Genomic DNA, 25,890 nt, shown 5'->3' with positions numbered 1-25,890 from the left:
TCTAACTTGTTAATTAATAATAAGATAATATAAAAAAAGAATATTAATTCTTACGCCAAAAGAAAGGAGTAAACAATATAAGAACAGTAAAGAGTTCTAAACGCCCAATTAGCATTAAAAAAGAACAGAACCATTTAGCAGCTGTTGTAAGATGAGAAAAATTATCTACAGGACTAACAGAACCAATAGCTGGGCCTATGTTTCCTAATGAGGAAGCAGCAGCTCCTAAGGCAGATATAAAGTCTAAACCAAATAATGTTAAAATAACAGAAGATATGATAAATATTAACATATAGATAATAAAGAAGGAAATGATGTTAAAAACAATGGTATGATTTACTGCTTTCTTATCATACCTTACAGGGATTATTGCATTTGGATGTAGTGATTTTTTAAATTCTAAAAAACTATTTTTTAGCATTACAATATGTCTTACTACTTTAATACCTCCACTGGTAGACCCTGCAGAACCTCCTGTAAAAAATAATGCAAAGAAAATGCCTGTGGCAAAGAAATTCCACATAGTAAAATCTGCACTTACAAAACCTGTTGTAGTAACAACAGAAGTTACCATAAATAACGCGTGTCTAATTGCACTTTCTGTTTTTCCGTACACAAAAGGATGTGCAATTGTAGTTTGTAGGTTTTGGTCTTGGAAAAAATAAATAATAATTGCAACTACAGAAGCTACACTAATAATACCAAAGAAATAATACTTAAATTCTTCACTTTGAAAAACTTTCTGAATTTTACCTTTTAGAGCAAAATAAGTGAGTACAAAATTGGTTCCTGCAACCAACATAAAAAAGATAATAATGTATTGTACAAATGGTAGGTTATTATAAAAAGCAACACTACTGTTTTTTGTAGAAAAACCACCTGTACTCATTGTTGCCATTGCGTGATTTATGGCATCGAACCAAGTCATACCAGCAACTTTTAATAAAAAAAACTGTACCAAAGTTAGCATAATATAAATTAGATATAAACGTTTAGCGGTATCAGTAATTCTAGGGTGTAATTTATCTGCAGAGGGTCCTGGAGCTTCTGCCATAAAAAGCTGCATACCTCCAATTCCTAAAAGTGGTAAAATGGCAATGGTAAGTACAATAATTCCCATTCCGCCAATCCAATGTGTGGCACTTCTCCAAAAAAGAATTCCTTTGGGCATAGATTCTATATCTCTTAAAATAGAAGAACCTGTGGTAGAATAACCAGAAATGGTTTCAAAAAAAGCATCGCTTAAATTAGGAATAGATTCAGAAAGTATATAAGGCAACATACCTGTAAACGAAAGTATTAGCCATCCTAAGGTAACAATTAAATAACCTTCTTTTTTTTGTATGTTAGTACTTGTTGGTTTATTAAAAAAATAGAGTAAAAGACCAATAGTAACAGTTACTACTCCTGCACCTAAAATACCCCATTTTGCGTTTTCGTTATGATAAACACTAAAAGGATAAGCAATAAACATAAAAAACCCGTTTAACATAGCTGTGATACCTAAAAAACGAAGTATTATTTTAATGTTTAAGTTTCCCATTTTATGATATAAATAACCTTTCTACAGTTTTTATAGCTTCTGGTAAACAGAAAACAATTACTTTATCGCCAGTTCTAATTTGCATATCGCCAGTAGCCATAATTGCTTTTTCGTTTCTAATAATTCCTCCAAAAACAGCTTCTCTCGGAAAACGTAAATCTTTAATAGGATGTAGCGTTACTTTTGCGCCATCTTTAACTTCAAATTCAAAAACTTCGGCATCAATATTATGTAAATTTGCTAGGGCAAGAATATCTGCTTCTCTAATATGTCTAAAAATATTACTAGCAGCAATCAGTTTTTTGTTGATTAGCGATTGAATTCCTATAGTTTGAGAAATATCTATATAATCCATATTTTCGACCAAAGCAACTGTTTTTTTAACGCCTTTAGATTTTGCTACTAAACATGACATAATATTAGTTTCAGAATTACCTGTAACTGCAATAAAAGCATCAGTTTCTCTAATGTTTTCTTCTTCTAAGAGTTCTAAATCTCTACCATCGCCATTTATAACTAAAGTGTTATTTAATTGTTCTGCTAATAATTCTGCTTTCTCTCTATTTTTTTCAATAAGCTTAACTTTAAAATTGTCTTTACAAAGATTCCTTGCCGTTTTTTCGCCAATACTACTTCCGCCAAGAATCATCACGTTTTTAATACTAAATTGCTTCCTACCAATAATAGGGTAGAGGTCTTTCATACTGTAATTTGGTACGCAAAAATATACTTGATCATTAAGTTGATAAGTGGTGTCTCCTCTAGGAATTATGGTTTGAGAAATTCCTTGTCTTTTTATGGCAATAGTTATAAAATCTACATTGGTAAATTTTTCTTTAGCTTCTTTAACCGTTAATTCTAAAATGGGCGATTTATAAGTTAAAGGAGTTCCCATAACATTAAAAACACCGCTTTCAAAAGCAACAGTATCATTAAAAGAAGATTGGTTTAACAACATTTTAATTTCGTTAGCAGCTAATTCTTGAGGAGAAATCATAAAGTCTAATCCAAATTTTTGAAAATCGACTTCACATTCATTTAAAAATTCAGAATTATCAATTCTAGCAATTGTTTTTTTTACTCCTAAAGACTTTCCAATAACAGAAATAGTAAAATTTGTATTTTGGCTATCAGTTACAGCAATCAACAAATCTGCAGATTCTATACCTATTTCTTTTAATAATTTAATTGAGGTGGCATCTCCTTTTTTAGTAATAACATCTAAATGATTGTTTAAATATTCTAACTTTTCACCATCAAAATCTATGATGTAAGTATCTTGAGATTCGTAAGAAAGTAGTTTAGCTAAGTGAAAACCAACGTCTCCAGCACCAGCTATAATAATTTTCATATTTTAAATATAGAAATAAGAAACAAAGATATAAAGAGTTTTTAAGGAAATAAAAATAAATATAAGTTTTCAATTTTAACAAGCAAGTATAAAATAACAATAAGTATAGTTTTTTTGTTAAAAACGGATAAATATTTTTTTTGGGGAGGATAGAAACTTTAGATTTACTGCTGCAATTTATTTGATAACGATTTTGTGAAATTAAAATATAATAAATCTTCATTTTTTTTAAAGATAGCATTCTTTATTTTAGCTATAGCTATATTTTTATCTTGTAAAAAAGAGGTTGATTATAAAGAGGTTAGTAAAGTTAAAAGTGTTTTTCTTTCTGATGAAATAATCCCTGACAGTCATTTTTTAGGAGATCAAAAATGTAAAGAATGCCATCAAGATCAAGTTAAAAAATGGAAAGGTTCTCATCATAATAAAGCTATGCAAATTGCAGATTCATCAACTGTTTTGGCTAATTTCGATAATCAAAAATTTACAAGCCAAGGGGTTACTTCTAAATTTTTTAAAAAAGGAAAAGACTTTTATGTAAATACAGAAGGGCCAGATGGCAAAAATCACGATTACAAAATTGTGTACACTTTTGGTATTACTCCTTTACAACAATATATAGTTCAGTTTCCTAATGGTCATTACCAATGTTTAAGAACAGCTTGGGACGCTGTTAAAAACAAATGGTTCGATTTATATCCAGACTTTAAGGTAGTACATTCTGAGTGGTTGCATTGGTCTAGAGGTGGTTTAAACTGGAACAATATGTGTGCAGATTGCCACTCTACAAATGTTCGTAAAAATTATGACGAAAAAACACATAGCTATAATACAAAATACGCTATTATTAATGTTAACTGTGAGGCTTGTCATGGACCAGGAAAACAGCATGTTACAGCTGTAGAAAAATTGGGAGAAAAATATGTTGCAAGCGGTAGTTTACAAATGACAACAAAAACGGCACCCAAAGAATTGGTAGATCAATGTGCACGTTGTCATATAAGAAGAGAACAATTTTCTGAAGCTTTTAATTTTAAAGGAACTTTATTAGATCATTATTATCCGCAATTATTAGAAGATAGATTGTACTATGCTGACGGACAAATTTTAGACGAAGTTTATGTATATGGTTCTTTTGTACAAAGCAAAATGTATCAAAACGATGTTACTTGTACAAATTGCCATAATGCACATTCTTTAAAACTAAAGTTTGATGGAAATAAATTGTGTACTCAATGCCACATTCCTGAAAAATACGATACACCAAAACATCATTTTCATCAACAAAATACAGAATCTTCAAAATGTATAAATTGCCATATGACAGGTAAATTTTATATGGGAAACGATTTTAGAAGAGATCATAGTTTTAGAGTACCTAGACCAGATTTAAGTGTAAAATATGGTTCGCCAAACGCCTGTACAGAATGTCATAAAGATAAAGATGATGTTTGGGCTGCAAAGAGTTTTAAAAAATTATTTGGCGAGGTAGACTCCATACACTATTCAGAAAAATTAGCACCAGGAATTTTAAGAGAGCCGAATGCTCATAATGGTTTAATTGAGTTGATGAATGATAAGCATCAACCAGAAATTGTAAGAGCATCTGCAACCAAAGCGTTATCAAATTATAATGCTAAAAACTTTATACAGCAATATATTTTGCTTTTAAATGATGAATCTGCTTTAGTTAGAGGAGCAAGTGTAGATGTTTTGAGCGAAATAAATACTAGAGATTATACTTCTTATTTTTTACCATTATTAGAAGACCCCAAAAGAAGTATCAGAATTAAAGCCTTTTTTGGTTTGGGTGTTTTACCAGAAAATGAAGTGCCAGAAGTTTACAAAGCGCCTTATCAAAAAGTAAAAAAAGAATTTTGGAAACATATGAATACGAATGCAGATTTTGTAGGCTCTAGAGTAAAAAAAGGTAATTATTACATAAAAGAAGGAAATATTAAAAAAGGAATAGAAAGTTATGAAAGTGCTTTAGCATTAGACAATATTAACAATCAGGTTCGTATAAATTTAGCCACTTTATATTACAATAATAAACAATATAAAAAAGCAGAAAAAGCATTTAAAACGGTAATAGAACAAGAACCAGAATATGGGCCAGTGTATTACTCACTTGCTTTAATGTATGCAGAATTAAACAGAGCAAACCAAGCAATAAATCAACTTAAAAAAGCAATGGTATTAATGCCACAAAATATCAGAGTTTATTATAATTTAGGGTTGTTGTACAATAAAAAAGAAGATTTTAAAAATGCAGAAAAAACATTTTTATTGGGGATAAAAGTAGCACCAACTAACGAAAGTTTATTGTATGCGTTGGCGTATGTTTATAATAAATCTAATCAAAAAGAAAAAGCAAAAAACATTGCTAAAAGATTAATAAATTTATATCCTAATAACCAACAATACAAAAGTTTTTTAAGTCAATTGTAATTTTTTTAGTGCATTTTTCCATAGATACTCCATAGATACTCCATAGATACTCCATAGATACTCCATAGATACTCCATAGATACTCCATAGATAGTTCACCTCAAGGCATAGTGAGATTTTGAAAAACAATTAATTTCCATTTTCGTATTTTTATCAAAAATTGATATATATGGAAAAACTGACCATAAAATCTTGGGCGTTAGATGACAGACCTAGAGAAAAACTACTTGCTAAAGGTAAATTATCACTTTCTGATGCAGAATTAATTGCTATTTTAATTGGTTCTGGTAATAGAAAAGAAAGTGCAGTGGCTTTATCTAAAAGAATTTTACAATCTGTAAATGGTAATATAAATGAACTCGCAAAATTATCTGTAGAAAAATTAACGGCTTTTAACGGAGTTGGAGAAGCTAAAGCAATATCAATAATAACAGCTTTAGAATTAGGCAAAAGACGTCAGTTAGAAATTGCTTTAGAAAAACCAAAAATTACCAGTAGTAAAGATGCATTTAATTTAATGCAACCTATAATTGGAGATTTACAACACGAAGAATTTTGGGTGCTTTTTATGAATAATTCCAACAAAGTACTTGCTAAACAGCAAATTAGTAAAGGCGGTTTAACAGCCACAATAGTAGATGTCAGATTGTTGTTTAAAAGAGCATTAGAGTTAGCTTCTGTGGCAATCATTGTTTGCCATAACCATCCATCAGAAAAACTAGAGCCAAGTAATTCAGACAAACAAATTACTCAAAAAATTAAACAAGCAGCAACTACTTTAGATATTAAACTCTTAGACCATTTAATAATTACCGAAAAAGCGTATTTTAGCTTTGCAGATAAAGGACTATTATAAATTGACGAAAGTATTTTATACTTTGCAACTTTATTACTTTGCGACTTTGCAACCTAAGAAAAATGATATTAATTTACACACATAAAATTACGCCAAGAATTCGTTATATTTTTAAGCATATTTTTACAAGAACCTTATTAATTCCTGTAGATTTTACATCAAAAATTGAAACGTTTGTAGCACATAACGGACCTAAATTAACCTATACAAAAACTCCTTTAGGCAATGAGTTTTTTGTAAAAAGTAACGATTTATTGTTTCAGCAAGGTGTAAATGATTTAGAAATTGTCATTCAAAAATGGGATGACGTTCCTTGTTTCTTTAAAACAGGACCAAAATCTGCTATTCCTTTTGATGTTTTTGCAGCAAGTTTTTATCTCATTTCTAGATATGAAGAACATTTACCACACGTAAAAGACAAACACGGGCGTTATACAGCAGCACAAAGTTTAGCCTATAAAAATCGATTTTTAGAAAAGCCAGTTGTAGATATTTGGGCGTATAAATTATTAGCAATTTTAAAAATAAAATTCCCTGATTATCCATATAAAAATCGTTCTTTCGAGTTTATTTCTACCATAGATATAGACAATGCTTTTGCCTATAAACACAAAAGCTTTGTAAGAACTGTAGGTGGTTTTTTTAATGATTTAGTAAACTTTAGATTGATAAATGTTTGGAACCGTTTTGCAGTGGCTTTTAATATTAAAAAAGATCCTTTTAATACATTCGATAAAATTCTTAAAGTAAAAAAAGAAAAAGATATTGAAACTATTTTTTTCTTTCTTGTAGGCGATTATACAACCTTAGACACCAATGTTTCTGCGTCTAAAACAAAATACAGGTTACTTATTAAAGAAATGGTAGATTATGCCAAGGTTGGGTTGCATCCATCCTATTTTTCTATGAATAATGCACCTTTGTTAAAAAAAGAAAAAGAACGATTAGAAGACATTATAAATATGCCAGTTAAACGTTCTAGGCAGCATTATTTAAGGTTTAGCTTGCCAGAAACTTATCAAAATTTAATAGATTTAGAAGTAGATGAAGATTACTCTATGGGGTATGCCAGTAACGTTGGTTTTAGAGCAAGTACTTGTACACCTTTTTATTTTTACGATTTAGATTTTGAAATTCAAACGCCATTAAAAATATTTCCTTTTGCTTTGATGGACACCACTTTGAATGATTATATGAAACTAACTCCAAAACAATCTTTAGGTAGAATTAGAGATTTAAAGAACGAAGTAAAGGCAGTAAACGGAACTTTTATAACCCTTTTTCATAACGAAAGTTTAAGCGATTATGATCGTTGGAAAGGCTGGAAAAGATTGTATGATTCTATGATTAAAATCAGTATGATTTAAGATGATTAAATACATAAAAAGAAAAAATCTGGATGTTAAAAAATACGATGCTTGTATAGAAAATTCGTTGCAATCTAGAATTTATGGATATTCTTGGTATTTAGATATAGTAGCAGACAATTGGGATGTGTTGGTTTTAGATGATTATAAAGCTGTAATGCCTTTACCTTGGAAATCTAAGTTCGGATTAAAGTATATTACTCAACCTTATTTTTGTCAGCAATTGGGTATTTTTTCTATTGAAAAAATAGAAGAAAAAACAAAAAAAAAAATATTGAACAGTATTCCTATAAAATTTATTAAAATTCATTTACAATTCAATTCTTTTAATACCAAATTGATAAAAAATAAAACTATTGAAAGAGCTAATTATATTTTAGAGTTAAAAGATGATTATGATAAAAGTTTTAAAAAATTCTCAAAAGGAAGAAAGTCTGCCATAAAACAAGCTCTAAAAAACGAACTAATTATTAATGATTTTACTGTAGATGAGATAATTAGTGTAGCATTAAAAAATTATAAGTTTGGTTATAATCAAAAAGATTATCAAGTATTAAAAAGCCTGTTAGAGTATTTAAAAACAAAAAATAAAGTTATATTCTTAGGTATAAAAGACAAAAATAAAGATTTATTAGGAGGGTCAGTATTTATAATAAATAAAAATAGAATAACTTACCTTTTTTCTGCAATGACTTTAATAGGAAAACAAAAACAAGTTCCTAGTTTTTTAATAAATACTATAATAAAAAAATATTCTGAAACTAATTATATTTTAGATTTTGAAGGTTCTGTAATACCAGGAATTGCATCTTTCTTTAGAAGTTTTGGAGCAAAATTAGAAAAATATACAGTTCTTGAGTATAACAATTGGTCTTTTTTGCAAAAGCTTTTTAAGAAGTAATCTTATCAGTTTTGATACTTATTTTAAATATTTTTTTAGGAGTAACAGGGAAATCAGGAGCAATTGTTTTTATTTCTTTATTTATATAAATAGCGCACATTGTATTAGAAATATGATATAAATTTTCTTTATATTTATAAGGAATTCCATCTAAAATACCTGATAAAATTTCACTTCTTACTTTTTCAGGATTGTATGCGTAATCGTGCCAAACTACAATAGAATTTTCTTTTAATAGATGTTTAAAAACCTTTTCTGTATCACTTTTTACATAATCGTAATTATGATTTCCGTCTATAAAAATAACATCAAATTTTTTGTTTAAACTCTTAAAATCATACGTTAGAGAATCTCCCAATAGATGTGTGATGTTTTCCTTTCCTTTAGAGAAAAAACTATGCAAATCAGCATATTTTTTTGGTAAACCTAAGTCTATAATTTCATCTTTAGATAAATTTAAAGTATAGCATTCTTTAGCAGTTTCAGATATATTTTTTACACTTTCACCTCTCCAAGTGCCAATTTCAAAATATGAGCAATTTTGTATTTGAGCACACAACCCTTTTAAGAGCATAATGTCTGTAGGTAGAGAGCCACCACCTAAAAATGAAAATGTATGTAAAGTTTCATTAAAATTAGGAATTAAATCATCGATTTGAACAATAGGTAGTTTTGTTTTGTTAGGATATTTTTTTTTGATATAGGCATCCCATCTTTCATCACTTCCTATTATGAGGTTTATTAAACTGGGCTTATTTATCAACATTTTTAAACCTAAAAAGAATTTATTTAATTTATTCATTTAGAAATTTTTTATAAAGAAAGAAAAACCAAATACAAGAAAAAACACCTGTAAACCACATTAATATAGCAGATGTAATAGCAGCTCCTTTTATGCCATATTTAGGAATTAAATAATAATTACTTACAATATTTATGAGTAAAGCAATACAAATAATGTAATAATTTATTTCTATTTTTCCTATAGATGATAATAGGTTGCCAAATAGTCCTCTAAAAATTAGAATTCCACAAACGCCAAAAACTAAGATTAAAAAACTATCAGAATATTTTGTGAAGCTTGCATCAAAAAAAGCAAGAGTTTCATTAGAAAAGCAAGAGAAAAATCCACAGATAAGAATACTTAGAATCAAGAAAAAAAGTATATAACTTTTAATATATTTAAAAATATGATTTTTGTTTGATATTTTTTCGGTAAACGAAACATAATCTGTAGCAATAAAAACTCTGGGCAAAAAAAGAAGGCTTAAAGGTATAATAGATACATATCTATACACAGTTACCATTTCTGCATCTTTAATTAAATAGCCTACCAATAAAATATCAATAATAAAAAGAAGATCTGATACCACACTTGTTAATCCTGCATAAATACCATATTTCCAGAATTTTAAATTAGTAATATTTTTATTTATTTTATTAGAAAAATTAATTTTTAATTTTTTTAAAAATAATAGAAATGTTAGAGTAGGAGCTAGGATTAAAGCAGAAATGTATCCTTTTTCACTAAAGAAATAACATAAAACAAAAACTAGTAATACTAGTATGGAGTTGTAAGTTATTTCTACATAAGAGTATTCTTTGTTTTTATGCTTTAATCTAAATTGAATTTTAATAATTTCTAGTAAAAAAATAGGAATTAAGATTAATGATAGTATTGCTAAATAAAAACCTGTGTTTTTAAATTGAAAAGGAATTAAAAAACTTAATATGATAACTAAAATTGTGATAAAAGAAGAAACTAATAATCCTTTTTTAAAAACGTATACAAACAGCGCATTTTTTTCTTTTTCTTTTTTTAATAAAGCTCCATATCGTACTAAACTTTGATGCAGTCCCAATCCGCTAAAAGGTATAATAAAAACAACAATACTGTAAGCAAATAGGACAATACCTAATATGTTATTAGGTATTAATTTTAAAGCTAACCAAGAAGCTATAAATGAAAATAGCCTAGAAAAAATAGTAGCTATAAAAACATAGTTGCCTTTTCTGCTGAGAAAGTTAGATATAAAAGATATTATTAAATTCAAATTATCTTTTTAGGGATTTGTAATAAAGCAAAGAAAACATATTAGAAATTACTGCTTTATTAAATTTTTCTTTTACAAAAGTATGCATATTGTAAATATCTAAATTAGTAAATATTGTTTTATAATTTATAATAGATTCAAACAACAATTGTTCGTTTTTAATAGGAATTACCTTACAGAATGGAAGCCCTTTAAAGTCTAAGGCTATTCCTGTATTTGTTGAAATAACTGGAGTTCCGCATGCAATTGCTTCTGGAATTACGATTCCAAAAGTTTCATAATTACTAAAAGAAATACAAATAGAAGCTTCTTTAAGATATTGTACAATATCAGAATGCGTTTGATGTTCTAGAAAAGTGATTTTGCAGTTTTTTATATCTAGTTCTTCTAAATATTTTTTGTATTCATCTCCATTATTTCCTATAAAACTCCATTCAAAGTAATCTAATTTTTTACCCAAAAGTTTAGCAACACGTAACATACCTTTAATGTTTTTATGTTCATCTTTTAAGCTAGAAATATGTATTAGTTTTAGAATTGAGTCTTTTTTTATGTTTGGGGAGAATAACTTAGTATCAATAACATTTGATATTACTTTATAGTTTCCTTTAAAGCCTAATTTTTCCATCTCCTTTTTAAGAAGATTACTTACTGGGCAAATTGCATACGACTTTTTGATAATAAGTTTCGAAATCAGTTTTTGAAAAAAACTAATTTTAGATTTAGATCTACTTAAATAACCTGTCCAATGTTCAGAAATTATATAAGGTTTTTTCTTAAATAATTTTAAATACAAACTAAAAATTCCGAAAGGATATGTTTCATTTACATGAACTATATCAATAGGTTTTATTTTTTGTAACAATACTTTAAATGCTGTTATAAAAAAGTATGCTTTTTTTATGGGATTTTTAAAATGCTTTAGATACGCAATATGAGTGTCTATACCATTAATAATTTCGCTGGTATATTCAATGTTTTTTTTACTTCTTTTGTCAGTAATTATATGAATAACTATTACATTATGATTCAAAGAAACAGTTTCAGCGTGTCTTTGAATAAAATCTCCATTATTTGGTAAAACTTTAGAAGGATACCAGCCGCATAAAAATAAAACGTTAAGTTTATTGCTCAAAAAGGTTAGTTTTGTTGGTGCAAATATAACGCACAACAGCTCTTTTTATTATTTATTATTTATACTTTTATCGAATGAATATACAACATATTTTCTTTGATTTAGATCATACCCTTTGGGATTTTGAAAAAAACTCAGACTTAACTTTTCAAAAAGTTTTTAAAATGAACAACATTACTATAAGTTTAGATTCTTTTTTAAAAGTCTATAAGCCTTTAAATTTAGAGTATTGGAAACTCTATAGAGAAGAAAAAGTGACAAAAAGCGAGTTAAGATATGCTCGGTTAAAAAATACTTTTGATGCTGTAAATTACAGTGTTTCTGATAATATAATTGATAAAATTTCAGTAGAATACATTGATTGTTTAGCAGATTTTAATCATTTATTTGACGGTACTTTTCAGCTTTTAGAGTATTTAAATAAAAAATACAAACTTCATATTATTACAAATGGATTTGAAGAAATTCAGAGTAAAAAATTAATCAATTCTAATATTTATCATTATTTCGATAAAATTATTACTTCAGAATCTGTGGGTGTAAAAAAACCAAATCCTAAAGTATTTACTTATGCTTTAGAAATTGCTCAGGCTAAAAAAGAACAATCAATAATGATTGGCGATAATTTAGAAGCAGACATACAAGGAGCTCTTAATGTTGGTATGCAAGCAATACATTGTAATTTCGAAAACATTAATACTAATATAAACAATGTACAAACAGTAACCTCACTTTTAGAAATAAAACAATATCTTTAACTTTTTAAACGTTTTAGTATCATAAAATATAAAAATGCTTTTCAAAAAAATACTATATATCTTAATTTGTTTTTTAGCATTAATCTCGTGTGGAGAGAATTTAGATTTTTCTCAAGCTAAAGACTATACAACAAAACCGTCTTATTCATTTTCTATTGCCCATTTTGAAATTTTGGCAGTAAATTTTACTCCTTCAGCAGGTTCTCCAGCAGTTACAGAAATCACAGAAAATACCGATTTTAAGATACTCCAAGAAAAATATATAAAAAATAACTTAGTAAAATTAGATTTTAAGTTTGAAATTAATAACGAATTTAATAGAAATTTTACCATTAAAATTTTATTACTAGATGCAAATAACAATTTGATTCACACTTTAAGCGATTTAAAAATAAAAGCAAACACATTAAACAAACCACCTGTAGAAACTATTTTAGTAAGCAAAAAACCGAATATTAAAAATACGCTTAGAGTTAGAGTGACCATTGAGTTAGATGATAAAACAACTCCTATAAATCCTTCTGAAAATGGTAGATTTAGCTTTAAATCTGCTTCTACAGTTTATTTAGAAACGTCTTTTAAATGATAAAAAAAATAGTTTATTTCTTTTTGTTTTTTTCGATTTTTCAATCACTTTCACAAAACAAACAAGTTTTATATGGTTTTGCAGAATTGCCTCAAACTTTAATGCAAAATCCAGGAGCTGAAACAAATTATAAATTTCACGCTGGTGTACCTTTGCTTTCAGGTTTGTCATTAGAAGCAAACTCAACTGGTTTTGTTTTATCAGACCTATTTTTGTCTGATAATATCAATTTTAATGATAAAGTTTCAAGAGTTTTAAACATATTAAGTGTTAGAGATTATGTAAAATTTAATTCCCAAATAGAAGTTTTAAATGGAGGTTACAGATATAATGATAAAACCTATTTTAGTTTTGGTTTTTACGAAGAAATAGATGGTATAAGTTATTTTCCTAAAGACATAATCACTCTTTTAAATGAAGGAAATGCATCCTATTTAAATAAAAGTTTTAGTGTATCTCAAGTTAACTACAAACTAGATGTTTTGGGCGTTTTGCATTTTGGTATTAGTAAAAAAATCAATGAGAACCTAACTTTAGGTAGTAGAATAAAAATGTATTCTTCAGCATTAAATATGCAATCGAAAAACAATAAAGGAACTTTTACAACAGTAGAGGGAAATAATAATATTTATGCACATTATTTTAATGAAGTAGATATCGATATTAAAACCTCTGGGTTGATAAAAAATGATGAATATATAAATGATACGTCAACATATTTAAGCAATACTTTTTTGGGCAGTAACTTAGGTTTGGGTTTAGATTTTGGATTAACGTATCACATAAAACCTCAGTTAGAATTTACAGCTAGTATTTTAGATTTTGGTTTTATAAATCACAAAAAAAATATAAAAAATACAACACTAAAAGGCAGTTATGTTTTTGAGGGGGTTCAATTTTTATTTGATAAATCGAACACTAATTATTGGAGTGATTTAGACAAAGATTTGAATGAGAAACTACCTTTAAGTGAAAATGAATCTTCTTATTTTTCTTGGAGACCAATCAAATTCAATGCCTCATTAAAATATAGTTTTGGAGAAAAGAGAAGCAAATATTGTTATGATAATGTTTATAAAGATTACTATAAAAATGCAGTAGGTGCACAGCTTTATTCAGTTTTTAGACCATTAGGACCACAATTGGCCTTTACAGGTTTTTACGAAGCAAGGTTTTCTCAAAAACTATATGCAAAAGTTACTTATACTTTAGATGAGTATTCATTGTATAATATTGGTGTAGGTATTTCTGCTCAAATTGGTAAAATAAATTTTTATGGAATGGTTGATAATCTTGCACAATTTACCGATATTACAAGTTCTAAAAGTGCGTCTATACAGTTAGGTTTTAATATAATTTTAAATTAGTAAAAATGAAAAGAATAATAATCGTATTTTTTCTGCTTTTTTCAATTGTTTCAAAAGCACAAAACGATAAAATTAACAATTACAAATATGTAATTGTGCCACAAAAGTTCGATTTTCTAAAAAAACCTGATCAATATAAAACCAGTTCTCTAACCAAGTTTTTATTAAAGAAATCAGGCTTTACAGTTTTTTTAAATAATGAAAAATTACCAAAAGATTTAGTTGAAAACCAATGTTTAGCTCTAATTGCAAATGTGGTAGATAAATCTAATATGTTTACAACAAAAAGTGTTATTGAATTAAAAGATTGTTTTAACAAGGTTGTTTATGTTTCTAAAGAAGGTAAAAGTAAAGAAAAAGAGTACAAAAAAGCGTATCAAGAAGCAATAAGAAATGCTTATGTTTCAATGTCAGATTTAAAATATTCTTACCAAGAAAATGTTGAAACACCAGTTGTTAAAGTTGATAAAAAGACTCCTACTAAAATTGTTACAGGAATTAAACGTGTTATACTCAAAACAGAAAACAAAACCAATACAATTAGTACAAAACAGGTTTTATATGCTCAGGAAATTAAAAACGGATTTCAGTTGGTAAATACAAAACCAGCAGTTGTTTTTCAAGTTTTAAAAACAAATGTAAAAGATGTTTTTATCATTAATAATAAAAATGGAATTTTATACAAAAGCAATAACAATTGGGTTGCTGAGTATTATGTTGATGGTCTTTTAGTGGTAGAAAATTATCAAATAAAATTCTAGTATTTATACTTTTGTTTCCATCTATTTTTTAAAGTTTCTCTAAAATTATTTTCTCTAGAATTATTTCCTGGATTGTAAATTTTTGTTCCAGAAATTTCATCAGGTAAATATTCTTGAACTACAAAATTGTTTTCAAAATCGTGCGAATATTTATAGTTTTTGCCATAATCTAAATCCCTCATTAATTTTGTAGGCGCATTTCTTAAATGAAGTGGAATAGATAAATCTCCTGTTTGTTGTACTAATTTTTGAGCGTCTTTTATGGCTAAATAAGATGCGTTGCTTTTTGGTGAATTAGCTAAATACACAGCACATTGGCTCAGTATAATTCTAGATTCTGGATTGCCAATTACAGAAACAGCTTGAAAAGTATTATTTGCTAATATTAAGGCTGTAGGATTTGCATTTCCAATATCTTCTGACGCTGAAATTAATAATCTACGTGCAATAAATTTTACATCTTCACCACCTTCTATCATTCTTGCCAACCAATATACAGCACCATTTGGGTCACTACCTCTTATCGATTTTATAAAAGCAGAAATTATATCATAATGTTGTTCGCCTGTTTTGTCATATCTAACGGTGTTTTTCTGAATTTTTTCTAAAACTAAATCGTTTGTAATTTCTATTTCATCATTGGTAGAAACTAATAATTCAAAAATATTTAGAAGTTTTCTAGCATCACCACTTGAAATCTGTAGCAAAGCATCCGTTTCTTTTAAAGTGATTTTTTTGGTTGATAAAATTACATCTTTCTCAATTGCTCTATGCAAAAGAGCAATTAAATCGTTTTTATCAAAAGAATTTAAAATATAAACCTGACAACGAGATAATAGTGCAGGAATTACTTCAAAACTGGGGTTTTCTGTAGTGGCTCCAATTAATGTAACCCAACCTTTTTCTACAGCTCCTAATAAAGAATCTTGTTGAGATTTACTAAACCTATGAATTTCATCTATAAACAAAATAGGATTTTTTGTGGTGAATAATCCACCACTTTTTTTTGCTTTCTCGATAACTTCCCTCACATCTTTTACACCAGAACTAATGGCACTCAAAGTGTAAAAAGGTCTGTTAGATGCTGTTGCTATAATATTTGCAAGTGTCGTTTTTCCTATTCCTGGAGGTCCCCACAAAATTAAAGACGGAATAATTCCTTGTTTAATTAAATTAGTTAAAACACCATTTTTGCCTACCAAATGTTGCTGACTAATATAATCATCTAGAGTTTTTGGTCTAATTCTTTCTGCCAAAGGTTCATTCATTCAGTAAAAATAATAAAGATTTCTGACAGAAATTGTAAAAATTAGATTTGGTTCTATTTTTGTTATTTTTATGCTGATGAATAAAGAAAATCAATTAAAAATATCGAAATCAGTTTTTATAATTCCAATTGCATTTATTGTTTCAATTTGGTTAATTTATTGGATTGAAATACAATTCGGGTTCAATTTTAACAAATTTGGAGTTTATCCCAGAACTTTTAAAGGATTTAGAGGTGTTTTCTTAACCCATTTTATCCATAGTAATATCAATCATCTTTTTAATAATTCCATCCCTTTATTTGTGCTATTATGCAGTGTATTTTATTTTTATAAAGAGGTTGCCTATAAAGTTCTACTTTTTGGAGGTTTTTTTACAGGATTTTTAACTTGGATGATTGCGAGAGAATCTTATCATATTGGTGCAAGCGGAATCGTTTATTTACTGTTTAGTTTTGTCTTTTTTAGTGGAATCATAAGAAAACATTTTAGATTAATTGCATTATCATTAATCATTATTTTTCTTTACGGAAGTATGATTTGGTATGTTTTACCAATAAAAGAAGGAATGTCTTGGGAAGGGCATTTATCTGGGTTTCTAGTTGGATTGATATTGGCAATTATTTACAGAAAAAAAGGAATTATTAAAGAAGAACATCAATTTAAAGAAACAGAATTCGATTTACTTTTTGATGAAAATGGCAACTTTTCTCCACCAAAAATAGAAGAGGAGCAAAATAGTATAACTGAGTAATAAAAATTAATTTTTATTACTTAATTCTCTGTCTAACTGTTTCGTATAAAAAAGCTCCGCAAGCTACAGACACATTTAATGAAGCAATTTCGCCCAATAAAGGTAGTTTAGCTTTATAGTCTACCATTTTTAATATGGATGGATTTACGCCTCTATGTTCAGACCCCATTATTATTGCAATGGGTTGATTAAAATTAACATCAAAAATAGAATCTTCAGTTTTTTCTGTGGCAGCAATAGTTTTTATTTCTGATGCTTGTAAAATAAACAAAGCGTCCTTTATATGATCTACTTTACAAATTGGCATTTTAAAAGCTGCGCCAGCAGAAGTTTTTATGGTTTCAGCATTTACAGGCGCACTGGCATTTTTTTGAATGATAATTCCATTAACACCTGTGCATTCAGCAGTTCTAATAATAGCACCAAAATTTCGCACATCAGAAACTTGATCTAAAAGTAAAAAAAGAGGTATTTTTTTATTTGCAATAGTATTTTCAATAAGTTCTTCTAAATCATAAAATTCAACAGGAGAAATTTGAGCAACTGCACCTTGATGATTGTTGTTTTTAGATAATCTATCTAATTTTTCTACAGGAACAGTACTTGACGCAATCTTTTTTGTTTTTATAAGTTTATCTAACTCGTAAAATAAATTGCCTCTTAAGCCTTTTTGTAAGTATATTTTATTTATCGTAGAACCACTTTCAATTGCTTCTATGATTGCTCTTATACCGAAAATATTTGTTGTTTCTGTTGTCATATTGCAAAGGTATGCTAAAAATATTGAGCATAAAAAAACCACCTAGCAAAAGGTGGTTTAAAAACGTTTTTATAATTTTTATTTTAGGATTTAATATTTATCTTTATCGTAACCTGTATAAAGATGACCAGCAATAACTCTAATAATATCTTTAGTATTGTCATAGGTTACAGAATCATAAACCCATTTAAATTCTTCTACTTGAGGATCAGCTCTTTGAGCTACAGGCACAGCTGCACTTATAAACTTTACAGACCCGCTTAATAATTTAAATTTTACATAAATACTATCTGTAGTATTACCACCTTTGGTTTTAGTAGCTTTTCGCATAATTTTACCCTCCATAACTGAAGCTTTAATATTACTTCTGTTTACAGTGATAGTTTTATTAAGAGCTGTTGGTTTTGATGATGGAATTACAACAGCAGGTAAATTATTTTCTAAATCTGCAAAAACATCAGTAGTAGATTCGAAAGAACTAAAATCTCCTTTTAATAAAAACTTACTTTTAAGATTTATTTTATGTGCATCTTTTTCTACTATCCAAATTTTATTAGCAATGTTTTCAGAGGTGTTAAAAATTTGATACTCATTGTTTTTATAACCTTGGTATACAGTTTTCATATCTTCGGATAATGTTCGTACAATATATCTACCAGAATAATCTAATGTTGCACTATCCCATATATCTATACTTTCATCACAAGAAGAAAAAGATATAGCAAAAATTAATACTATTGCTTTTATTATATTTTTTTTCATTTTATTGTTTTTTTGTTAATTTTACATTAAACCCAAAACCAGATGGGTGTATTACTCTGTGACTCAAAGTTTTCGTACTATTATCGTACGAAGCATTTGTTAGTTTCCAAACAGCACCAAATGGTTTGTTACGAGCACTTATTAATGTAAAAGTATTGTCTAAATTTAAAGAAAATATTGCTTTCCATGCATAAGCAGCACCATAACCTAATGTTTGCTCATAGTAACCAGCAAATAAATCTGTTGCTAAGAATATACCATCTGCGAGTTTAGTTATTTTACATGCTTTATCAACCTTTGCTTTACCCTCTCTGTTACCAAAATAAGTTCCTTCTAAATTAAAAGGAGAAGTGCTAACAGGGGCAACTATAACAAGTCTTTCTACTGTTGTTACATAACCATCTCCACTTGTGGCAGAATACTTTAGGGTATAAGCTCCAAGTTTAGATGTATCTACAGTCCCTTCAACAGATACTTTAGATGTGACATCTTTTTCATTGTCTGTAGCAATATAGCCCTTATCAGTATATGCTGGAGATCCTACTTTTAATATTTCAATATCATTACCTTTTAGTGTAATTTTCACAAAATACACTTCACTAGAAATATTGTCTGTACTACTTTCGCTACAAGAAATAAAACTAGTAACAAGTAATAATGTTAATGCGAGTTTTTTAATAAGTTTCATAATAAAAATTTTAATTAATTTGCAGAATTTTTATTCCACCAAACTTTAACAGCCATATTTGCTTTTTGAGAAGGTGAATTAATATTTCTATTTAATACAGATAAAGGATATATCGCAGACTGAGGTAACGCATCGTTTAATAATGCTCTACCAGTAACAGATAATGTAAAGTCTCCGATAGGGAAATTAAGATGTACAGCTGTACGATCTGCTTTTATATCAACTTTGTTTAAAGATGGATATCTAGTTCTATTTCTTTCTAAAAATGATTCAATATGTTGGTAATTTGCATTAGCAACCCATTTTTGCATCATAATTTGTTTAATGTTTTCTTGAATGCTACCACCTGCAACCCAATTTAAAGAGGCAGGGACTGCTGCAATCTTATGCTGGTCGAATGATTGTTGTATACCTAATTCATAAAAAGACTTTGCTTTTGCCTCATTTGAACTACGAGCATAAACTTCAGCTATAAAAAAGCTTACTTCCCAGTTTGATAATAAAATGATATCAGCTTTTGCTTCAAATTTAGGGTAGCTATATTTTTCATCTTCATCATCTGTTCCATTTCCATCAGTATCCTTTTTAGATTCAAAGTCTCCAAAAAATGCTCCTTTAATATTTCCACTAACATCTGTTAATACTTTTTGTAGTCTAGGATCTCCTTTAGAACGCATATAATCTGTAAAGGTTCTACAGGCTATTAAGGCTCTAGAAAGGTAATTTGCACTTCCTAGTTCGTATTCTCTCATTGGATGACGTTTTCCTTCTTTTCCATCTTCCCATATGCTTCCAGAAATTTTTGCATTCTCAGTTAAAAATGAATTTGAACTAATAAAACTAAGTACAGCTGCATTACTATATGTACTTGTTTCAGAAAGACGCATCATTAACTTTAATTTTAAAGAATTTACAAATAATTTCCATTTAGAAAAATTCCCAGAAAAAATTAAATCTGAATCCTCTACGGGTAGTGAATATCCAGAAGGATCTATATTACTTAAAGCATTTATTCTATTCAATAAATCTTTATAAATATCCTCTCCCTTATCAAATTTTGGATAGTAAATTCCTTCATCTCCTTTAATAGCTTCTGTATAAGGTATATCACCCCAAACATCTGTTAATATTTGCCATGAATATATTGATAATGCTTCAGCTATGTATCCATAACCTTTATACTTATCATTAGCTTTAGCTAATTTTTTTATTTTTTTTGTATCGGCTAAAATCCCACTAGTAAAGTTATTATATGCCGTAGCCATAGAAACTGGTTCGTATTGTGAAGCAGACTTAAATTGACCGTGTGTGTAAGCAGCTGTCCAATATTGAGAATAAAGCCCAGCATTTATACCCATATCCCAACCCATTATTGTATTAGCTATGTTTAATTCTACAGTAGGTAGAAGTGCTTTAGGATCAGTAATCTGATCTGCAGATACAGTATCTGGATCAGTATTTACATCCAAATAATTGTCACAACTAACTGTTAGAAACAAGGATGTAAGTATTAATATTGTTAAATATTTTTTCATTTTTTTTTTAATTTATAGATTAATATTTATCCCAAAAGTATAAGTTTGATTTGGTGGATTTGCAGAAAATTCTCCGAATTTTGCTGATATATCATTACCAAAAGAAGTTGTTTCTGGGTCTATATATTTATTTTCTTTAGGAGTCCACAATAAAATGTTATTTGCACTTAGAGTTACTGATAGTGATTTTAAATTTATTTTTTCACAAAAATTAGAAGGCACATTATAGCCAAAACTAATATTTCTTAACTTTAAAAATGATCTATCTAAAATTGCAAAATCCTCTCCTTTAAGACCTCCTTGGCTATAAAACGTATGTAAAGCAGTAGGGTTTACTGGAGTAGTATTCTCGCTAAAAGTACCATCAGCATTCTTAACAACAGAGTTTTCAATTACAAATGGTTTTCTATCATTTAATACTGTTTCAGGTCCACTACCTGTCCAATGCATATTTGCTTTTGTTTGAGAAAAAATATGACCACCATCTCTGTATTCTAGTGTGCCAGAAAGTGTAAAACCATTCCATTTAAATGTATTTGTTAGACCTAATCTATAATTTTCATTAATGTCCTTTCCAATGTATTCTTCATCAACTGTAGCTACTGGCATTCCATTTCCATCTACAATTGTTTTTTCTACACCATTAATAGTGGTTTTTTGTAATCTAGTAATTCTAAATTGTCCTAAAGCTTCGCCTTTGACTGCATAGATACCTGCTCCACCAAAACCACCAAGAAATACTTCTTTAGTATCAAGTTCTTCTACTTTATTATCGTTTGTTGAGTAATTTGCATCAATTCTCCAAGAAAAATCTTCGGTTTTTAAAGGGGTAACATTTAAATCTACTTCAAATCCTTTATTTCTAACATCAGCTAAATTAACTACCGCGCTTGTGTATCCTGAAGAAGGATCAAATGGAACAGTGTTTATTAGTCCTTTTGTAAGTCTGTTATAATAAGAAACTTCAAAGCCAAATCTGTTATCAAAAAATTGAGCCTCAGCCCCAAATTCTAATTCTGTTGTACGCTCTGGTGCTAACTCTAAATTAGGTAATCTATTAGATGCTGAATAAGAATTTAAACCTCCAATCGGAAAAAATAAATTATCAATATTAGGGAATCCAGGGTTAGATGATGCTCCTGTAACATATCTTTCAAGGATTGAATATACAGGTGCATCTTTACCCGTAGAACCATAAGCAGCTCTCAATTTAGCAAAATTTAATACTCCAGTATTAACATTGATAGAATTTAAATATTCAGATAAAATAAAGCTTAATGTCTGTCCCGAATAGAAGTAAGAATTATTTTTCTTTGGTAATGTAGAAGACCAGTCATTTCTTGCAGAAAGATTTAAGAAAAGATAATTTTTAAAACTTAAGTCTGCAGTAGCATACGTTCCTATTAATCTTCTTAATGATGAACCTTGCGCTGAGGTTGAAGGTGATGTAGAATTATTTAAATGATATCTACCAGGTAAATCTAATTTAGAAACACCAGCTGTTAATACATCAGAACTTATTTGATTCACATTAACCCCAACTAAAGCATTTAGAGATATATCATCGTTAATCTTTGCATCATATATTGCTCTTATATCATGATTAAGTTGCAAGCCATTTCTTTTAACTTGATTATATTCACCATCATCTGTAGCTTGTCCTCTTGTGTTTGCTCTTACAGCAGTATGGGTGTCTGAAGTTGATGTTTCAAAATCTGCTCCAAAAGCATATTGAGCTCTTAAATTACTTAGAATATTATAATCAATCTTAAAGTTTCCGTAAAACTTATATTTTTGTTGGGTAGCGCCATTTTCATTTAATATAAAATATGGGTTTACTCCATAAGGCGTAAAATAATTATCTAGGTTGTTAAATTGATTATTGTAATCTTTTAATTCTGTTATAGAAATATCATTCGCTATTTCGTATAAAGATCTATGTAAAGAGTTGTTTTGCCCTGAAGGGATAGCTCTTGTTTTTTCCGAAGCAACATTTACAGCTGCTTGAACTTTAATTTTATTGTGTTTGTGACTACCTTTAAGAGATACAGTTTGTCTTTTATACGAATCAGCTTTTGTTGGAGCTGGTCCATCAACTTCGTTTTGAGATAAAGACAAATAAAAATTTGTAAATTCATTTCCTCCTGTAGCTGATAACGAATGACTTTGAGATTCTCCCAAAGTGTAAAAGTTTCTAACTCTGTCTTCTAAATAAACATAAGGCTTTATTTTTTGAGTAAAGTCTACAATTCTACCCCAAACTCTATCTTTTCCATCATAAGCTGGACCCCAGTTTCCATTTTCATCCAAAGCTCTATCTCCACTCCAACCTTGACCAAATTGTTTCTGCTCTTCAGGTAAGAAACCTACTCTTGTAAGTGCAAAGTCTCCTGCATAATTAATTCTAATTTTTCCATCAGAATTTTTACCAGATTTTGTAACAATCATTATTAAACCATTTGCAGCTCTAGAACCATACAAAGCTGTTGCAGCTGCTCCTTTTAAAACTGTTAATTCTTCAATGTCATTTGGATTTAAGGCGTTTATACCTGTTCCAAAATCAACTTGATCATTTAAACTACTTCCTGAACTATTACGACCATTACTCATTGGTATACCATCAACAATATACAAGGGCTGATTAGAACCAAAAGAAGATGCTCCTCTAATAATTACGTTCTGACTTGCTCCTGGTCCTGGTGCTGTAGAAATATCTATACCAGATACTTTTCCTTGTAATGCGTCTATTGGATTTGGTGTCTTAGAAACCAATAGTTCTTCATTCTTTAGAGATGTTGCTGCATAACCTAAAGCTTTCTTTTCTTTTGTTAAACCACTTGCAGTAACAACTATTTCTTCTAATACATTAGCATCTTCTTTCATAGTTACATTAATAGTGTTTGAGTTGCCAACTGTTCGCTCAATAACTTTGTAACCAAGATATCTAAAAACTAAAACATCTCCAGTTTTAGCTTTGACAGTGAATTTTCCGTCAAAATCACTTTCTGTACCTTTATTGGTACCCTTAATAAAAATACTAACTCCTGGTAAAGGTCCTGATTCATCAGATACAGTACCGGAAATAGTTTTTTGCTGTGCAAAGGTAATTTGCACCACAAACGCCAGTAATAGCGTTAAAATTCCATTAAACTTTGTCTTCATTTTATAATTATTTGAATTAATTAGTCCCAAAAGTCTTAAATTAATCTTAAAAAAACAATTTTTTAACATAAAAATGAATTGAATGTCAGTAATTTTTATTTTTTTTTGATAAAATTCTACTCAGTAAGTCGTTAAAATTGAGGTGTTTTCAATAGGGATATTATTTAAAAGAAATTTATCCAATTAATGATAATTTGACTTTTATTTATTGTAAAATAGCTGTTATTATCTTTTCTTACTGCAAAAGCTAGATTTATTTGAGATTTATTTGAGGTAAATTTATAGCCTAGTCCAATTCCTAATAAATTATTTGAGTTTGAATTTATTTTTGCAACTCCAATATCTGTAAATGTATATAAGTAAGAAGTTTGTGAAGCTAAATATCTATATTCAATATTAAAATAAGAGTAATTATTTGTAAAAATACTTTGCTCATTAAATCCTCTTAAAGAATTTGCTCCTCCAATCCTAAATAGTTCGTTATTTAAAAATGTATCACTATTAAGATAGCTGGTTTTATTTTTAACATAAATATTGCCTCTATGGCTCAAATTCCAAAGATATGATATTGTCGATTCAATTTTGAATTGATTAGTTGAATTACCATCAGCTGTCCTTTTTCCTATAGTAGGATTAACTTCAAGATTAAATTTTTCATTAAAAAAGAAATCATTATTAGAAATGCTATATTGAAAATTAAAACCTAAAAAGTAATTGCTAAAAGTTTTAATGTTGTTTTTAATTTTTTTGTTTAAATTTTCTGATGATTCTAAATCATAAGTTAATGCAATTTTAATTTTAGAGTTGATGTTGTAAAATAACTTTGTATCAAATTTTGTATTTAAAAAAGTTGAATCTTGTTTGTAGATAGAAAAAGATAGTTCAGGACTTATTTTTGAATTAAAAATATAAGGGATATTTGTTAATACTTTAAACTCCTGTCTTTCATCTCCAATGCGATTCCAATATAAGTTAAATTTTTCGCCAGAGTTTAGTATATTGTTTAATTTTAGGTCAATGTTTCCGTTAAATAAAATGCCACCACTTTCTTTTGATGAAAAATTAACCAATCCGTCAAAGCTATTATTTTGATATTTTTTTAGGTATATATATAATAAGGTAGAATCTTTTGTAAATAAAACTTCAGGTGCTTTTATTTCTTTAGCAAACTGTAGGTTTTTAGATAAAGAAGTAATTTCTTTAAGTTTTTGTTGATTAAAAACAGTATTTGAATTTATAGTAAAGTAGTTTTTTAAATATGATTTCGGAAATTTTTCATACCCTTTTACAATTACCCTATTTATAATTCTTTTTTTTGATTGATGAATATCTAAATCAGCAAACAACGTTTTGTTTTTAATAAGTATGTTTTTTAACTGGGCTTTTGAAAACGAATTTCCTTGTTCATCCAATTTTTTAGAAATACTTAAAAGTGTTTGTTGTAGTTTTTTTATTGGGATGCTAATAGAATCTTTTTTGATTTTAAAACCATTCAGTAGAAATTTATTTTTAGGATTGATTTTAAGAATAACATTTTCTATTCTTTTATTTAAAGAGAAATATGCTAAATAAGAGTTTTTATTTTTTTTGATGCTGTCAATTGTATTTGTAAAATAGCCATCATTTTTTAAAAAATCAGAAACTTTTTCGATTTCTAAATTTATTGAAATTGAGTCTCTGTGGGTTTTTTGATAATCAATTTTCTCTAAAATTTCTTTTTCATAATCATTTTTAGAAGTTATCTGCAAAGTTAAATCTTGAGCAAAAAAACTATGAATAGAAGAAATAAAAAAAAGTATATATAAATAATGAGTAAGTTTTTGCTTCAAAATAA

General features: G+C 28.1%; 21 protein-coding genes. 9 read left to right on the top strand and 12 right to left on the bottom strand.

The window, feature by feature from the left end; all coding sequences use genetic code 11:
• Positions 1-43 precede the first annotated feature (43 nt).
• Together ACY2RX_RS12610 and trkA are read right to left on the bottom strand one after the other, a co-directional pair.
• Entirely contained in the window at positions 44-1,543 is a 1,500-nt protein-coding gene (locus tag ACY2RX_RS12610; RefSeq protein WP_490104334.1) for a TrkH family potassium uptake protein, read from the bottom strand.
• Position 1,544: 1 nt separating this feature from the next.
• Positions 1,545-2,894 (bottom strand): Trk system potassium transporter TrkA, encoded by a 1,350-nt coding sequence (trkA, locus tag ACY2RX_RS12605; protein WP_490104333.1) that lies wholly within the window; start codon positions 2,892-2,894, stop codon positions 1,545-1,547.
• A gap of 195 nt (positions 2,895-3,089) precedes the next feature.
• Here trkA and ACY2RX_RS12600 point away from each other — a divergent pair, with 195 nt between their 5' ends.
• The 4 genes from ACY2RX_RS12600 (at position 3,090) to ACY2RX_RS12585 (ending at position 8,469) form a co-directional block, all read left to right on the top strand.
• Positions 3,090-5,345, top strand: coding sequence for a tetratricopeptide repeat protein (locus ACY2RX_RS12600; protein WP_490104332.1), 2,256 nt, complete (start codon positions 3,090-3,092; stop codon positions 5,343-5,345).
• A gap of 169 nt (positions 5,346-5,514) precedes the next feature.
• Positions 5,515-6,201 carry a RadC family protein gene (gene radC / locus ACY2RX_RS12595; RefSeq protein WP_490104331.1) on the top strand — a complete coding sequence of 229 codons (687 nt, stop codon included), beginning with the start codon at positions 5,515-5,517 and terminating at the stop codon, positions 6,199-6,201.
• A 62-nt stretch (positions 6,202-6,263) separates the two neighbouring features.
• Positions 6,264-7,568, top strand: coding sequence for a polysaccharide deacetylase family protein (locus tag ACY2RX_RS12590; protein ID WP_490104330.1), 1,305 nt, complete (start codon positions 6,264-6,266; stop codon positions 7,566-7,568).
• 1 nt (position 7,569) lies between these two features.
• Positions 7,570-8,469 carry a hypothetical protein gene (locus tag ACY2RX_RS12585; RefSeq protein WP_490104329.1) on the top strand — a complete coding sequence of 300 codons (900 nt, stop codon included), beginning with the start codon at positions 7,570-7,572 and terminating at the stop codon, positions 8,467-8,469.
• Here ACY2RX_RS12585 and ACY2RX_RS12580 read toward each other — a convergent pair.
• From ACY2RX_RS12580 to ACY2RX_RS12570, 3 genes are read right to left on the bottom strand one after another with little or no spacing between them, the layout of a single operon-like run.
• Complete coding sequence (locus ACY2RX_RS12580) at positions 8,459-9,271, bottom strand: class I SAM-dependent methyltransferase (RefSeq protein WP_490104328.1); 813 nt, start codon at positions 9,269-9,271, stop codon at positions 8,459-8,461. The two genes, ACY2RX_RS12585 and ACY2RX_RS12580, sit on opposite strands and share 11 nt — an antisense overlap.
• Positions 9,264-10,523, bottom strand: a complete 1,260-nt coding sequence (locus tag ACY2RX_RS12575; protein ID WP_490104327.1) for an MATE family efflux transporter — start codon at positions 10,521-10,523, stop codon at positions 9,264-9,266. The genes ACY2RX_RS12580 and ACY2RX_RS12575 overlap by 8 nt, the downstream gene beginning before the upstream one ends.
• A gap of 1 nt (position 10,524) precedes the next feature.
• Positions 10,525-11,658 carry a glycosyltransferase family 4 protein gene (locus tag ACY2RX_RS12570; protein WP_490104326.1) on the bottom strand — a complete coding sequence of 378 codons (1,134 nt, stop codon included), beginning with the start codon at positions 11,656-11,658 and terminating at the stop codon, positions 10,525-10,527.
• Between the two features lie 74 nt (positions 11,659-11,732).
• Here ACY2RX_RS12570 and ACY2RX_RS12565 point away from each other — a divergent pair, with 74 nt between their 5' ends.
• The 4 genes from ACY2RX_RS12565 to ACY2RX_RS12550 are packed head-to-tail and all read left to right on the top strand — an operon-like array spanning position 11,733 to position 15,130.
• Entirely contained in the window at positions 11,733-12,416 is a 684-nt protein-coding gene (locus ACY2RX_RS12565) for a YjjG family noncanonical pyrimidine nucleotidase (RefSeq protein WP_490104325.1), read from the top strand.
• 34 nt (positions 12,417-12,450) lie between these two features.
• Positions 12,451-13,002, top strand: coding sequence for a hypothetical protein (locus tag ACY2RX_RS12560; protein WP_490104324.1), 552 nt, complete (start codon positions 12,451-12,453; stop codon positions 13,000-13,002).
• Entirely contained in the window at positions 12,999-14,369 is a 1,371-nt protein-coding gene (locus ACY2RX_RS12555) for a DUF5723 family protein (RefSeq protein ID WP_490104323.1), read from the top strand. Before ACY2RX_RS12560 ends, ACY2RX_RS12555 begins: the two co-directional genes overlap by 4 nt.
• A 5-nt stretch (positions 14,370-14,374) precedes the next feature.
• Positions 14,375-15,130: a hypothetical protein gene (locus tag ACY2RX_RS12550; RefSeq protein ID WP_490104322.1), complete on the top strand. Its 756-nt coding sequence runs from the start codon at positions 14,375-14,377 to the stop codon at positions 15,128-15,130.
• Here the strand turns inward: ACY2RX_RS12550 and ACY2RX_RS12545 are convergent.
• On the bottom strand, positions 15,127-16,398 hold the full coding sequence (locus tag ACY2RX_RS12545) for a replication-associated recombination protein A (RefSeq protein WP_490104321.1): 1,272 nt from the start codon (positions 16,396-16,398) through the stop codon (positions 15,127-15,129). The two genes, ACY2RX_RS12550 and ACY2RX_RS12545, sit on opposite strands and share 4 nt — an antisense overlap.
• A 76-nt stretch (positions 16,399-16,474) precedes the next feature.
• Between ACY2RX_RS12545 and ACY2RX_RS12540 the strand changes: the two genes are divergently transcribed.
• Complete coding sequence (locus ACY2RX_RS12540; protein WP_490104320.1) at positions 16,475-17,149, top strand: rhomboid family intramembrane serine protease; 675 nt, start codon at positions 16,475-16,477, stop codon at positions 17,147-17,149.
• A gap of 16 nt (positions 17,150-17,165) precedes the next feature.
• On the opposite strand, the gene rlmB is transcribed toward ACY2RX_RS12540, so the two are convergent.
• From rlmB to ACY2RX_RS12510, 6 genes are all read right to left on the bottom strand, one after another.
• Positions 17,166-17,909 (bottom strand): 23S rRNA (guanosine(2251)-2'-O)-methyltransferase RlmB, encoded by a 744-nt coding sequence (gene rlmB / locus ACY2RX_RS12535; protein WP_490104319.1) that lies wholly within the window; start codon positions 17,907-17,909, stop codon positions 17,166-17,168.
• Positions 17,910-17,999: 90 nt separating this feature from the next.
• Positions 18,000-18,671, bottom strand: a complete 672-nt coding sequence (locus tag ACY2RX_RS12530; protein WP_490104318.1) for a lipid-binding protein — start codon at positions 18,669-18,671, stop codon at positions 18,000-18,002.
• Position 18,672: 1 nt separating this feature from the next.
• Positions 18,673-19,359 carry a BT_2262 family domain-containing protein gene (locus ACY2RX_RS12525; protein ID WP_490104317.1) on the bottom strand — a complete coding sequence of 229 codons (687 nt, stop codon included), beginning with the start codon at positions 19,357-19,359 and terminating at the stop codon, positions 18,673-18,675.
• 14 nt (positions 19,360-19,373) lie between these two features.
• Positions 19,374-20,894 (bottom strand): SusD/RagB family nutrient-binding outer membrane lipoprotein, encoded by a 1,521-nt coding sequence (locus ACY2RX_RS12520; RefSeq protein ID WP_490104316.1) that lies wholly within the window; start codon positions 20,892-20,894, stop codon positions 19,374-19,376.
• 12 nt (positions 20,895-20,906) lie between these two features.
• On the bottom strand, positions 20,907-24,056 hold the full coding sequence (locus ACY2RX_RS12515) for a SusC/RagA family TonB-linked outer membrane protein (protein ID WP_490104315.1): 3,150 nt from the start codon (positions 24,054-24,056) through the stop codon (positions 20,907-20,909).
• 164 nt (positions 24,057-24,220) lie between these two features.
• Positions 24,221-25,885 carry a ShlB/FhaC/HecB family hemolysin secretion/activation protein gene (locus tag ACY2RX_RS12510; RefSeq protein ID WP_490104314.1) on the bottom strand — a complete coding sequence of 555 codons (1,665 nt, stop codon included), beginning with the start codon at positions 25,883-25,885 and terminating at the stop codon, positions 24,221-24,223.
• Positions 25,886-25,890: the final 5 nt, after the last annotated feature.

This window comes from Polaribacter sp. 2405UD43-2 (genome assembly GCF_058147125.1).
This window is presented reverse-complemented; position numbering and strand designations above follow the sequence as displayed.

Excerpts from the sequence above, each read along its gene's own strand:
- ACY2RX_RS12580 (WP_490104328.1), bottom strand. The coding sequence starts at position 9,271 with ATGAATAAATTAAATAAATTCTTTTTAGGTTTAAAAATGTTGATAAAT.
- ACY2RX_RS12585 (WP_490104329.1), top strand. The coding sequence starts at position 7,570 with ATGATTAAATACATAAAAAGAAAAAATCTGGATGTTAAAAAATACGAT.
- radC (WP_490104331.1), top strand. The coding sequence starts at position 5,515 with ATGGAAAAACTGACCATAAAATCTTGGGCGTTAGATGACAGACCTAGA.
- ACY2RX_RS12545 (WP_490104321.1), bottom strand. The coding sequence starts at position 16,398 with ATGAATGAACCTTTGGCAGAAAGAATTAGACCAAAAACTCTAGATGAT.
- ACY2RX_RS12565 (WP_490104325.1), top strand. The coding sequence starts at position 11,733 with ATGAATATACAACATATTTTCTTTGATTTAGATCATACCCTTTGGGAT.
- ACY2RX_RS12560 (WP_490104324.1), top strand. The coding sequence starts at position 12,451 with ATGCTTTTCAAAAAAATACTATATATCTTAATTTGTTTTTTAGCATTA.
- ACY2RX_RS12555 (WP_490104323.1), top strand. The coding sequence starts at position 12,999 with ATGATAAAAAAAATAGTTTATTTCTTTTTGTTTTTTTCGATTTTTCAA.
- ACY2RX_RS12515 (WP_490104315.1), bottom strand. The coding sequence starts at position 24,056 with ATGAAGACAAAGTTTAATGGAATTTTAACGCTATTACTGGCGTTTGTG.
- rlmB (WP_490104319.1), bottom strand. The coding sequence starts at position 17,909 with ATGACAACAGAAACAACAAATATTTTCGGTATAAGAGCAATCATAGAA.
- ACY2RX_RS12590 (WP_490104330.1), top strand. The coding sequence starts at position 6,264 with ATGATATTAATTTACACACATAAAATTACGCCAAGAATTCGTTATATT.
- ACY2RX_RS12525 (WP_490104317.1), bottom strand. The coding sequence starts at position 19,359 with ATGAAACTTATTAAAAAACTCGCATTAACATTATTACTTGTTACTAGT.
- trkA (WP_490104333.1), bottom strand. The coding sequence starts at position 2,894 with ATGAAAATTATTATAGCTGGTGCTGGAGACGTTGGTTTTCACTTAGCT.
- ACY2RX_RS12540 (WP_490104320.1), top strand. The coding sequence starts at position 16,475 with ATGAATAAAGAAAATCAATTAAAAATATCGAAATCAGTTTTTATAATT.
- ACY2RX_RS12610 (WP_490104334.1), bottom strand. The coding sequence starts at position 1,543 with ATGGGAAACTTAAACATTAAAATAATACTTCGTTTTTTAGGTATCACA.
- ACY2RX_RS12520 (WP_490104316.1), bottom strand. The coding sequence starts at position 20,894 with ATGAAAAAATATTTAACAATATTAATACTTACATCCTTGTTTCTAACA.
- ACY2RX_RS12550 (WP_490104322.1), top strand. The coding sequence starts at position 14,375 with ATGAAAAGAATAATAATCGTATTTTTTCTGCTTTTTTCAATTGTTTCA.
- ACY2RX_RS12530 (WP_490104318.1), bottom strand. The coding sequence starts at position 18,671 with ATGAAAAAAAATATAATAAAAGCAATAGTATTAATTTTTGCTATATCT.